10 protein-coding genes and 3 tRNA genes are annotated in these 11,513 nt (G+C 59.9%); 2 read left to right on the forward strand and 11 right to left on the reverse strand.

Translation table 11 applies throughout. From position 1 onward, the window contains the following. Positions 1 to 65 precede the first annotated feature (65 nt). From U1A24_RS11990 to U1A24_RS12000, 3 genes are all read right to left on the reverse strand, one after another. On the reverse strand, positions 66 to 1,295 hold the full coding sequence (locus tag U1A24_RS11990; RefSeq protein WP_322322205.1) for a helix-turn-helix domain-containing protein: 1,230 nt from the start codon (positions 1,293 to 1,295) through the stop codon (positions 66 to 68). Between the two features lie 115 nt (positions 1,296 to 1,410). After that, positions 1,411 to 2,634: a 5-aminolevulinate synthase gene (gene hemA / locus U1A24_RS11995; protein WP_322322206.1), complete on the reverse strand. Its 1,224-nt coding sequence runs from the start codon at positions 2,632 to 2,634 to the stop codon at positions 1,411 to 1,413. Between the two features lie 109 nt (positions 2,635 to 2,743). Further along, complete coding sequence (locus tag U1A24_RS12000) at positions 2,744 to 3,148, reverse strand: hypothetical protein (protein WP_322322207.1); 405 nt, start codon at positions 3,146 to 3,148, stop codon at positions 2,744 to 2,746. A 124-nt stretch (positions 3,149 to 3,272) separates the two neighbouring features. Here U1A24_RS12000 and U1A24_RS12005 point away from each other — a divergent pair, with 124 nt between their 5' ends. Then, positions 3,273 to 4,643: a M20/M25/M40 family metallo-hydrolase gene (locus U1A24_RS12005; RefSeq protein ID WP_322322208.1), complete on the forward strand. Its 1,371-nt coding sequence runs from the start codon at positions 3,273 to 3,275 to the stop codon at positions 4,641 to 4,643. Positions 4,644 to 4,691: 48 nt separating this feature from the next. Here the strand turns inward: U1A24_RS12005 and U1A24_RS12010 are convergent, their stop codons facing one another. Next, complete coding sequence (locus U1A24_RS12010) at positions 4,692 to 4,952, reverse strand: DUF1344 domain-containing protein (RefSeq protein WP_322322209.1); 261 nt, start codon at positions 4,950 to 4,952, stop codon at positions 4,692 to 4,694. A 220-nt stretch (positions 4,953 to 5,172) separates the two neighbouring features. On the opposite strand from U1A24_RS12010, the gene U1A24_RS12015 reads away from it, so the two are divergent. Next, on the forward strand, positions 5,173 to 5,616 hold the full coding sequence (locus tag U1A24_RS12015) for a GNAT family N-acetyltransferase (protein ID WP_322322210.1): 444 nt from the start codon (positions 5,173 to 5,175) through the stop codon (positions 5,614 to 5,616). Between the two features lie 137 nt (positions 5,617 to 5,753). Here the strand turns inward: U1A24_RS12015 and U1A24_RS12020 are convergent. The 7 genes from U1A24_RS12020 to tgt form a co-directional block, all read right to left on the reverse strand. After that, positions 5,754 to 5,830 (reverse strand) — tRNA-Asp (locus U1A24_RS12020). A gap of 97 nt (positions 5,831 to 5,927) precedes the next feature. Then, positions 5,928 to 6,857 carry a pirin family protein gene (locus U1A24_RS12025; protein WP_322322211.1) on the reverse strand — a complete coding sequence of 310 codons (930 nt, stop codon included), beginning with the start codon at positions 6,855 to 6,857 and terminating at the stop codon, positions 5,928 to 5,930. Between the two features lie 181 nt (positions 6,858 to 7,038). Next, a tRNA-Val gene (locus U1A24_RS12030) sits at positions 7,039 to 7,114 on the reverse strand. Between the two features lie 87 nt (positions 7,115 to 7,201). Beyond that, a tRNA-Val gene (locus U1A24_RS12035) sits at positions 7,202 to 7,276 on the reverse strand. Positions 7,277 to 7,289: 13 nt separating this feature from the next. Further along, a complete protein-coding gene (locus U1A24_RS12040) occupies positions 7,290 to 7,769 on the reverse strand; it encodes an HU family DNA-binding protein (protein ID WP_322322212.1) in 480 nt (159 codons plus the stop codon). A gap of 161 nt (positions 7,770 to 7,930) precedes the next feature. Continuing rightward, positions 7,931 to 10,339: an endopeptidase La gene (lon, locus tag U1A24_RS12045; RefSeq protein ID WP_322322213.1), complete on the reverse strand. Its 2,409-nt coding sequence runs from the start codon at positions 10,337 to 10,339 to the stop codon at positions 7,931 to 7,933. 207 nt (positions 10,340 to 10,546) lie between these two features. Beyond that, positions 10,547 to 11,513 (reverse strand): tRNA guanosine(34) transglycosylase Tgt (gene tgt, locus U1A24_RS12050; protein WP_322322214.1); only part of this gene is annotated, 967 nt, incomplete at its 5' end.

The raw sequence follows: 11,513 nt of genomic DNA on the forward strand, positions 1-11,513 counted from the left end.
CCCCTAGATAGACAAGCCAAAGCCCCGGAGCAACCGTCCGGGGCCTTTGGCCGCATCAACTTTGCTTATTCCGAAGGAACCCCGATCACGTCCTGCGGCAGATCGACACCCACCGCCGGATCAACTGCATCCGCGACGTTGATAAACTTCGCCAGATCCGCATCCTCGCCTTTGTCGGCAGTCTGATAGCCCGCGGTCAGGGCCTCAGCCGACAATGCCACATTCTTCACCACCTGCGCGCCGGGCGCTGCGGGGCCGTAAGTCTTGCCGTTCACCACGAAATAGATCGAGCCCGAATTGCCCGAGCGCAGCAAAGCCGCCTGTTGCAACGGTGGCACCGCATACCGCTCACCGGCATCCAGAATTTTCTCGAACAGCACAGTACCATCCGCAGCCGAGACCCGCACCCAGGACGGGCGCACAGCCAGCACTTCGACGCCGGGCTTGGCATCCGCCACAACCTGAACCGTGTCGTCAATCGCTTGCTGCAACGAGTCAGCCGGAGCCTGTTCAACGCCTGCATCGGCGGTCAGAACACCTGCCGCGCGCGGATTGATCGTGCCAATCGGGCCATCGCGTGCCGTCAGAACCGGAGCATCCAACGCCTCGGGCTGATACAACCGATCCAACTGATCGCTGCCCGTCGTCGCATCTGTGCCCGCATCCGCCGATTGCTCCGGCGCCGCCCGCACACCGGCCAGCGGATCAAGTTCAGCCACCACCACCGGAGCCTGCTCGACCGGGGCCAGTTGCACGCGCTGCACTTCCTGCAACACCGACCAGCCGCCATAGCCAAGCGCCCCAATCAACGCCACCAACACCAGAACCGAGCCAATCGCCCCCGGTTCAACCCGCGCAAACAGACTTTCGCCGCGCGGCACAAAGGCGGTGTTCAGATCGCCAAAGCCTTCACGGCCCTCTTGCGCCACTTGCCGGGCGCGCAAAGCCGTCATCGACACCGAAGATGCCGCCGCCGACATACCATGCGCCACTTCAAAATTCGCCTCGCGGCAGAACTTGGCAAAGGCCCAATCCGGGTCCATGCCCAGATAACGCGCGTAAGACCGCACGTTGCCCGCAATAAAACCGGGGGTTTCAAATGCCGAAACATCGGCATTTTCAATGGCTGCAATGTAGGTGGCCTTGATCTTCAACTCGCGCTGAATATCCAGCAGGGATTTGCCCAGCGTGGCGCGCTCGCCCCGCATCAAATCCCCCAAGCGCAGCTCAAAATCGTCAAAGCCTTTCGGCTTATCCACTTCGGCTGCCGGAGTTTTCACCCTCCGCCCGATCATGCGCTGAGCCCCATGTCTGCCCCGTTATCCCCTGTCACCCTTAGGGCGACTCATATTTTGTCTATTGGGCAAAAGCTAACATAGGGCAAGCGATTCTGCATGTGCAGAAAGACATTTAGGCCACAGCTTCGGCACGATTTAGCGCACAGTGCCCCCAAAGCGCGTCCATCGCCTTCACAACTGCGTCAATTGCCTGCGAATCATGCACCGGAGACGGCGTAAACCGCAGTCTTTCGGTGCCGCGCGGCCCCGTCGGGAAGTTGATTGGCTGCACATAGATGCCAAATTGCTCCAGCAGCATGTCCGACAGCATCTTGCAATGGATGGGGTTGCCGACATGCACAGGCACAATATGCGTGCCATTGTCGATGATCGGCAGGCCCAGCCCGCGCAACCGCAGCTTGAGTATGCTGGCATTGGTTTGCTGGGCATCGCGCAGGTGTTGTGCCGTCTTCAGATAGCGCACCGAGGCCGCAGCCCCTGCCGCCACTGCAGGCGGCAAAGAGGTGGTGAAAATGAACCCCGGCGCATAGGAACGCACCGCATCGACCATCTTCGCAGTTGCAGCAATATAGCCGCCAAACACCCCGTAAGCCTTTGCCAAAGTGCCGTTGATGATGTCAATCCGGCCCATCAGACCATCACGTTCCGCCACCCCTGCCCCGCGCGGGCCATACATGCCAACCGCGTGCACTTCGTCGATATAGGTCAGCGCGTTGAACTCATTCGCCAGATCGCAGATCGCCTTGATCGGGCCAAAATCGCCATCCATCGAATAGATCGATTCAAACGCGATCAGCTTCGGGATGGCCGGGTCATCAGCGGCCAACAACTCGCGCAGATGCGCCACGTCATTGTGCCGGAACACCCGCTTCGCCCCACCATTGCGGCGCACACCTTCGATCATCGAGGCATGGTTCAGCGCGTCAGAATAGATGATCAGACCGGGGAACAGTTTCGGCAATGTGCTCAGCGTGGCGTCATTGGCAATATAGGCGCTGGTGAACACCAAGGCCGCCTCTTTGCCATGCAGATCGGCCAATTCGGCCTCTAGCTGGTTGTGATAAACCGTCGTGCCAGAGATATTCCGCGTGCCGCCCGAGCCTGCGCCGGTTGCATCCAAAGCCTCGTGCATCGCCGCCAGCACCACCGGATGCTGCCCCATGCCCAAGTAATCATTGCCGCACCAGACGGTGATATCTGCCTCTGTGCCATCCGGCTTGCGCCAGACTGCATGCGGGTAAGCCCCCTTGCGACGCTCAATATCAATGAACGTGCGATAGCGGCCCTCGTCATGCAAACGGCCAATCGCGGTATCAAGGGCGGCTTCGTAGTTCATTACATTCTCCATCATCCTGCCGCCCAGTTTAAACATATGGCCACAAGATACCTTGATGTGCGTCAAATCACTGCCACGCAAAAGATGGCAATTTGCCACGCCATCCGCGTCACCCCTTGGGTGCAATCTCCAACACCAGCACACAATCCGCCGAGCCCTTGCGCAGCTTGTCACAGGCCGCCAGCGCATCTTTCGCCGCCGTGGCCGCATCCGGCAAGCCGCCGATCGCCTGCGCCGAAGCCGCAGGCGCGCCCGCAGGCAGGAACCCGTCATCAGGAGAAACCGCCAGTGCGGCATATCCCTTGCTGCTGTCCGGCACGAACAGCGCCAGCGCTTCGGTGTTGGTCGCAACCACCCGCAGCGTGCTCAACTCCACCTCGGTCAGAAACGGTTGCAGATGCAGGGTGATGCTTGACCCGCCCAGCTCTGCCACCTCGGTCTTGACCGCTTCTGCCGCGCCCGCCGTTGCCAGACCGAGCGCCAAAGCCACACCAGCACCAAAATACTTCATCATGCCACATCTCCGGCTGCCTGAATTTCATGCTTTCTACCCCAGCCTGCCGCCACTGGACAGTCCCCCTCGTCCTGTTAGGGTCACCTCGACATGATATTGCCGATAAAACCCTGAGGAGAGCCCGATGACTCTGGATGCCGTCCTGTCCCGCATCGACACCGATCTGCCCGAGGCGCTGGATCGCCTGCTGCACCTGCTGCGCATACCCTCGATTTCCACCGACCCCGCCTACAAGGCCGACTGCGCGAAGGCCGCCGATTGGCTGGTCGAGGATCTGAAATCATTGGGCTTTGAAGCCTCCTCCCGCCCCACCCCCGGCCATCCGATGGTGGTCGCCCACGGCGGCGAGGGCGACAAACACCTGCTGTTTTACGGCCATTACGATGTGCAGCCCGTCGATCCCCTCAGCCTGTGGGATCGCGACCCGTTTGACCCCGAAATTCAGGATACGCCAAAAGGAAAAGTGATCCGGGCGCGCGGGGCCTCAGACGACAAAGGCCAGTTGATGACCTTTCTGGAGGCCTGCCGCGCCTGGAAGGCGGTGTATGGCACCCTGCCCGGCAAGCTGACGATCTTTTTTGAGGGCGAAGAAGAATCGGGCTCGCCGTCGCTGATCCCGTTCATGCAAGCCAATGCCGCCGAACTAAAGGCCGATATCGCGCTGATATGCGACACCGGGCTGTTTTCCGATACCGCGCCCGCCATCGTGACCATGCTGCGCGGGTTGTTGGGCGAAGAACTCACCATCCACGCCGCCAACAAAGACCTGCATTCCGGCAGCTTTGGCGGGGCGGCGCAAAACCCGATCCGGGTGTTGTCGCGGATTTTGGGCAACATGCACGACGCGCAGGGCCATATCACCATCCCGCAGTTCTACGATGGCGTCACCGAACTTCCCGACGACATCCGCCAGCAATGGCAAGGCCTTGCCTTCGATCACGCCAGCTTTCTGGCAAGCGTCGGCCTGTCGGTTCCGGCAGGTGAACAAGACCGCACGCCCTTGGAAATGCTGTGGTCGCGCCCGACCGCTGAAATCAACGGCATCTGGGGCGGCTATACCGGGGACGGCTTCAAAACCGTACTGCCAGCGCAGGCGCATGCCAAAATTTCCTTCCGGCTGGTCGGCGATCAAGACCCGGAAGCCATCCGCAAAAATTTCCGCGCTTGGGTCGAGGCGCAACTGCCCGCCGATTGCAGCGTGGAATGGAAAAGTCACGGCGCAGGGCCAGCCAGCGTGATGCCAATCGACGATCCCGCCTTCGAGATCGCCCGCGCCGGTCTGTCAGAGGAATGGGGGCGCAAGGCGGCCTATGTCGGTTGCGGCGGCTCGATCCCGATTGCGGGCTATTTCAAGACCTATCTGGGCATGGATGCGCTGTTGATGGGTTTTGGCCGCGATGATGACCAGATCCACTCGCCGAATGAGAAATACGATCTCGAATGCTTCCACAAAGGCATTCGCTCTTGGGCACGCATCCTCGCGAAACTCGCATGAAGAAAACGGGGGCCAACTGGCCCCCGTTCCCCAGCCTTGCGGCCAGTTTCAGCTTTTGACGATGCTCACCGCCGTGGCCTCGTAAACCCCGCCCTTCAAATCCCACACCACAGCGACCTTCTCGCCCACCTTCAGCCCCGGATCCTTGAAGCCTTTCGGCAGCGTATAGGCGGTGCCGTCCGCCAGCGTGATGGTGTTGGTCTTCATATCCAGCGATTTGATCACCCCATCCGTGGTGGTCGCGGCCATTGCCAGCGATCCTGCGCCGATGGACAAAATGATCGCGGCGGGAAGCATGTAAGCACGCATCTGCGTAACTCCGAATTTTGGACCGGGGGCGCACCCCTTCGGTCATGCGTTGAAACCGTCTCGGTCTGTCGCGTCGGCGGAAGGTTTTCCGTCCGGCAGATCCCGGCTTCACGGGTTTTATACACCCGCCAAATCAAAAGGAAATCCGGGAGCACCGCCTTGTGAAACCCTGTGAAAACTGCGAGATTTCGCCGTGAACGCCCAACTGGAAGGCCCTGATATGACAGTTAAAATCCGCAATACCACCCCGGAGGACGAGGCCGCATGGCGCGGGCTATGGGCGCAATATCTGACCTATTACAAGGTCGATCTCGCCCCCGAAGTCACCGCCAACACCTGGGCGCGCGCGCATGATCCGAAAAGCCCGATGCGAATCCGTTTGGCCGTCGAAGGCGACACAGTTTTGGGATTCGCCGTCCATCTCCACCACCCCTCAACTTGGGTGATGGGCGAGGATTGCTATCTGGAAGATCTGTTTGTCAGCCCCGATGCACGCGGCAAAGGCGTCGGCCGCGCGCTGATCGCGGATTTGCAGGCACTGGCCAAAGCCAACGGCTGGCATCGGCTGTACTGGCACACCGATGAGGGCAACGCGACCGCCCGCCGCCTCTATGACAGCATCACCCCCAGCGACGGCCATGTCCGCTACCGGCTGAAGCTGTAGGCAAATCGCCTAAAACCTATCTAAAATTTGCTTTCATACTGGCAAAAATACTCTGCGGGGTGTGGGGTGCAAAACCCCACGCACGCCGATGAAGCAAGCAAACACGTCCGGCACAGACTAGGGAAGTTTCTGTGAAATGGCGCGGTGGACGGGGCTCGAACCCGCGACCCCCGGCGTGACAGGCCGGTACTCTAACCAACTGAGCTACCACCGCCGCCTTGCCCCCGGTTGCCCGAGGCGCCTATTCTCATAGGCGTGCCGGGGTATTACGCAAGGGGCCAAGCGGCGTCAAGCAGGTTCCGACAGGTTTTTCAACGTTCTGGTGCCGGGATGAATTCTTCGTTGTCCGCAGGTGGCAGTTGGAAGCGTCCATGCGCCCAATCCCCCGCCCGCCACGCCTCTTTCGCAGCCTCGATCCGCTCTTTGGATGAGGCCACAAAGTTCCACCAGATATGCCGCGGACCATCCATCGTCGCGCCACCCAGAACCATGATCCGCGCGCCCTCAGCCCCCGCCTTCACCGAGATACCATCACCGGGCCGGAACACCAGCATCGAGCCTGCGCCATAGCTCTGCCCGCCCTGCGAAACCTCACCCTGCAGCACATAGACCCCGCGATCCTCATGCTCATCTGGTAAGGGCAGCGACGCCCCCGCAGCCAGCGTCGCATCGGCGTAAAAAGTCTCAGACGACAGATCCAACGGCACCTTCGCCCCCCAGGCCGAGCCCAGAATCAGCCGCACCTGCTTGCCCTCGGCCTCCAGAAACGGCAGCGCATCAACGCCCAGATTGTGGAACGCCGGCGGCGCATCCTCCTGCGCTTTGGTCAGCGCCAACCATGTCTGCAAACCAAACAGTGTTTGCGGCAAAGCGCCATCGGTGCGCTCGGAATGGGTGATGCCATGCCCGGCCTGCATCAGATTGACCTCACCGGGGGCAATCCACGCATCGGTGCCCAGAGAATCGCGGTGATGCATCCGACCTTTCAAGAGGTAAGTCACCGTCGATAGACCAATATGCGGATGCGGGCGCACATCTACGCCCTTGCCGGTCAGAAACTCGGCAGGCCCCATCTGGTCAAAGAAGATAAACGGCCCCACCATCTGCCGCTGTGCCGAGGGCAAGGCACGGCGCACCTCAAACCCGCCCAGATCCCGCGCCCGCGGAATGATCAGCGCCTCAATCGCATCCACCTGATCACCCAGCGGAATTGACGCGTCTAGCAAAGGATTCCAACTCATATTCGCCTCCATCAGTTGAGGTAAAGATAAGCCTAAACCCGATCTGCACAAAGGGGCACGTCCGCGCGTGCGCTGTGCAGCAGCACACAACAGCGCCATCCGCCAAGCGCAGACAGATTTGGCAACAGCGACGCAGCTAGTGCGAAGCACGAGGCCAACAGATCTGCTAAGTGATTGAAAATGGTGGGTCGTGACGGGCTCGAACCGCCGACATTCTCGGTGTAAACGAGACGCTCTACCAACTGAGCTAACAACCCACGCCGTCGCTATAGCCAATGCCCCGCAGCAGCACAAGCCCGCAAGGCAACAAAAAACGCAGCCCGAAGGCTGCGTTTCTTGTATCATGGTGGGAGATAAGGGATTTGAACCCCTGACATCGTCGATGTGAACGACGCGCTCTACCACTGAGCTAATCTCCCGTTGGCGCGGTGTTTAGCTGGCTTCGCTGGCCTCTGCAAGGGCCTCTCCGGCATTTTTACCGGGCTTCTTTTCGCCGCCACGACGCAGTTTCAGCGTCATCAGCTGACCGGCTGCGTCCGACTTCTGGTTGGCAATCCGCACCCGGCCAAAGGGCGGCAGGATCAGGGTTTCGCCAGCTTCCAAAGCCTTGCCAAGCTCGGCCAAGGTTGCCTCAACAATCGCACGCACGTCTTTCTTGTTGTGATCCGAGGCCGCAGCCACGCGCTCGATCAGGTCTTTCACTTTCATTTGTGCAACGATTTTTGCGTTCGGATCGGTGATCTCGACAACTTCGTTCATGCTTTGCTCTTTCACTTGGGGCTTGGCCGCTGCTGCGGCGATCTTGGGTTTCGCGGCGGGCTTTCTGGCGGTCGCGGGCTTTGCGGCTGCCGCTTTCGCCGTGATTTTCGGCGCAGCTTTGCTGGTTTTTGCGGCTGCGGGTTTCGTGGGCATCTACGCTCTCCCATTGGTTCTTGCTTGGAAACGAGCATAGAAGATAATTTCATCGCGGGAAACGAATACCTGTAAAATCTGTGTAAAACCAACGCCGACCGGACAAAAAAGCACAAAGGCGCGAGGTTACCCCCGCGCCTTTGCTTAACTTTTGAACTTGCTTAGTGCGCCAAAGACGCCGGAAGATTGCCCGCCGACAAGGCCCGCGCAGCAGCGGCGGCTTCTTCGGCGGCTTCGTCCCATTCAACCGGCTCGGGCTGACGCACCAAAGCCTGTGCCAGCACTTCGCGCACGTTGGTCACCGGGATGATCTGCAAGCCCTGCTTCACGTTATCAGGAATCTCGATCAGGTCTTTTTCATTCTCAGCCGGAATGAACACCGTCTTGATCCCGCCCCGCAACGCGGCCAGCAGTTTTTCCTTCAGCCCACCAATCGGCAGAGCATTGCCGCGCAGGGTGACTTCCCCGGTCATCGCAATATCCTTGCGCACCGGGATGCCGGTGATCACCGACACGATCGAGGTCACCATCGCCAGACCAGCCGAAGGCCCGTCTTTCGGCGTCGCCCCTTCAGGGACGTGGACGTGGATGTCCATCGTCTCGAACTTCGGCGGTTTCACCCCAAGCTCCGGGCTGATCGAGCGCACGAAAGAGGCAGCCGCTTCGATGCTCTCTTTCATCACATCGCCCAGCTTGCCGGTGGTTTTCATCCGACCCTTGCCCGGCAACCGCAACGCCTCGATCTGCAACAGATCGCCGCCCACAGATGTCCAAGCCAGACCCGTCACCACGCCAACCTGATCGGTTTGCTCGGCCAGACCATAGTGATAGCGCTTCACACCGAGGTAGCCTTCCAGCTTATCCTCCGTCACCTCAACCACCTTGGCGGTTTTCTTGACGATCTCGGTCACGGCCTTCCGTGCCAGCTTGGCGATTTCCCGCTCCAGATTCCGCACCCCAGCCTCACGGGTGTAGGTGCGGATCATCTCGGTCAAAGCGCCGTCGGTCACCGAAAACTCGCCCTTCTTCAAGGCATGGCCCGCGATCTGCTTCGGCACCAAATGGCCCTTGGCGATCTCGCGTTTTTCGTCTTCGGTGTAGCCCGACAGCGGAATGATCTCCATCCGGTCCAGCAGCGGCCCCGGCATGTTGTAGCTGTTCGCCGTGGTGATGAACATCACGTTGGACAGATCGTATTCGACCTCCATGTAATGATCCACGAAGGTGGCGTTTTGTTCCGGGTCGAGCACCTCAAGCATTGCCGACGCCGGATCGCCGCGGAAATCCTGACCCATCTTGTCGATCTCATCCAGCAAGATCAACGGGTTGGTCGTTTTCGCCTTCTTCAGCGCCTGAATGATCTTGCCGGGCATCGAGCCGATATAAGTCCGACGGTGACCACGGATTTCAGACTCGTCACGCACGCCACCCAAGGAAATTCGGATAAACTCACGCCCCGTCGCCTTCGCCACCGACCGCCCCAGCGAGGTTTTACCGACACCCGGAGGGCCAACAAGGCACAGGATCGGCCCTTTCAGCTTGGTCGAGCGCGCCTGCACCGCCAGATATTCAACGATGCGTTCCTTGACCTTCTCCAGCCCGTAGTGATCCGCATCCAGCACCTTTTGCGCCGCAGCCAGATCTTTCTTGACGCGGGAAGACACCCCCCACGGCACCGACAGCAGCCAGTCAAGATAGTTGCGCACAACGGTCGCTTCCGCGCTCATCGGGCTCATGTTTTTCAGCTTTTTCAGCTCGGCCTCGGCCTTGTCCCGCGCCTCTTTCGAGAATTTGGTCGCCTTCACCCGTGCTTCAAGTTCAGCCAACTCGTTCTGGCCATCCTCGCCATCGCCGAGTTCCTTCTGAATCGCCTTCATCTGCTCATTCAGATAATACTCGCGCTGGGTGCGCTCCATCTGGCTTTTCACACGAGTCTTGATCTTTTTCTCAACCTGCAAGACCGACATTTCGCCCTGCATCTGGCCGTAAACCTTCTCCAGACGCTCAGCGACGTCCAGCGTCTCCAGCAATTCCTGCTTCAGGCCCACGTCCACACCGAGGTGCCCCGCCACCAAATCCGCCAACCGCGCAGGTTCGCGAGTTTCCGAGACGGCCGACAAAGCCTCTTCGGGGATGTTTTTCTTGATCTTGGCGTAGCGCTCAAATTCTTCGGCCACGACACGCACCATGGCGCCCGCGGCTTCTTTATCGCCGGGCAGTTCTTCAAGCCGATCCGCGCGGGCTTCAAAGAAGCTGGGGTTTTCGATGAATTCGGTGATCTTCACCCGCGCCTTGCCCTCGACCAGCACCTTCACGGTGCCATCGGGCAGCTTCAGCAGTTGCAGCACATTGGCGAGCACGCCAATCTGGTAAATTCCATCGGTCGCCGGGTCATCGACAGAAGGGTCGATCTGCGACGACAGCAGAATCTGCTTGTCATCCGCCATCACCTCTTCCAGCGCCCGCACCGATTTTTCGCGCCCTACAAACAGCGGCACGATCATATGCGGGAAGACCACGATGTCACGCAGCGGCAGAACCGGGTAGCTCGTGGCGAGAGTATCAGTCATATCGCGTTCCTTATCTGGCAGGAAGGCTATGGCCCCGGTCATCGGCAGCGCGTCAGCCTTCCCCTTCGGATTATGTATTTGGGTGTGGCAACCCGGCCTGTCAACCACTGCATCTGGTGCAATCATGCGCCCGTGATCTGGCAGGGGCAAGAGCAGATTGGTTCAGATTTGCCGCCCTACATGAAGCGGATGGCAAGATACAGCGTCTCAGATCGGCTCTATATCGCCCTGCCCGCGCGTGGCGTGGAAGTCTTTGACAAACCCCGCCAACCGACCCTGCGCAATCGCATCGCGCAGGCCCTGCATCAATTCCTGATAATAATGCAGGTTGTGCCATGTCATCAACATGCTCGCGATGATCTCGCCGGATTTGAACACATGATGCAGATAGGCGCGGCTGTAGTTGCGACATGCCGGGCAAGTGCAACTTTCGTCCAGCGGGCGCGGATCATCCATATGCCGCGCATTCTTGATATTCACCTGTCCGCGATGCGTCCAGGCCTGCCCGGTGCGCCCCGACCGTGACGGCAACACGCAATCCATCATGTCAATGCCACGCTCGACCGCCCCGACAATATCATCCGGTTTGCCCACGCCCATCAGATAGCGCGGCTTATCCGCAGGCAACATCCCCGGCGCATAGTCCAACACGCCCAACATCGCCTCTTGGCCTTCACCCACCGCAAGGCCGCCCACCGCATAGCCATCAAAGCCAATCGCCGTCAGCGCCTTCGCCGATTCCTCACGCAGATGCGGCGTCACCCCGCCCTGCATGATGCCGAACAACGCATGACCGGGCCGGTCGCCAAACGCATCGCGACTGCGTTGCGCCCATCGCATCGACAGCGCCATCGACTTCGCCACGACCGCATCCGTCGCGGGCAGCGCCGGGCATTCATCGAAACACATCACGATGTCCGACCCGAGCAGCTTTTGGATCTCCATGCTGCGTTCAGGGCTCAGCATGTGCTTTGATCCATCAATGTGGCTGGAAAACCGCACGCCCTCTTCGGTCAGCTTGCGCAAGGCGGCCAGCGACATCACCTGAAACCCGCCCGAATCCGTCAGGATCGGACGCTCCCAGTTCATGAACTTGTGCAAACCACCCAAATGCGCGATCCGCTCCGCCGTGGGCCGCAGCATCAGATGATAGGTATTGCCCAGCAGAATATCG

Source organism: Cypionkella sp. (assembly GCF_034376685.1).
Classification (GTDB): Bacteria; Pseudomonadota; Alphaproteobacteria; order Rhodobacterales; family Rhodobacteraceae; genus Cypionkella.